Annotated in this window: 1 protein-coding gene; it reads right to left on the reverse strand. The window is 51.7% G+C overall.

The window, feature by feature from the left end; translation table 11 throughout:
* The coding region (locus EAH57_RS15855; RefSeq protein WP_228200056.1) for an Ig-like domain-containing protein at positions 1–267 on the reverse strand (267 nt) is incomplete at both ends.

A 267-nucleotide genomic window follows, 5' to 3' on the forward strand; every position in this document is an offset into this window, starting at 1 on the left:
CTTCATCACCATCAACTAAACCACCTGGGTTCGGTACTGTCCAACTGCCATCCGGTCCAGCAACAACCTCTGCTGTACTACCATCTGGGAAGGTCACCGTCACCGTCGAATCAGGTTCTGCTGTACCTGTAATTGGATCAGTGCCATTGATTGGATCAAGCACTGGAGCATCTGGCGCTACGGTATCAATGGTGATCGTACCTGTAGTGCTACCTTCGTTACCTGCTGCATCTGTGGCTGTCACTGTGACGGTGTAGTCACCATCTG

This window comes from Acinetobacter sp. 2JN-4, from assembly GCF_003687745.1.
GTDB classification, from domain to species: Bacteria; Pseudomonadota; Gammaproteobacteria; order Pseudomonadales; family Moraxellaceae; genus Acinetobacter; species Acinetobacter halotolerans.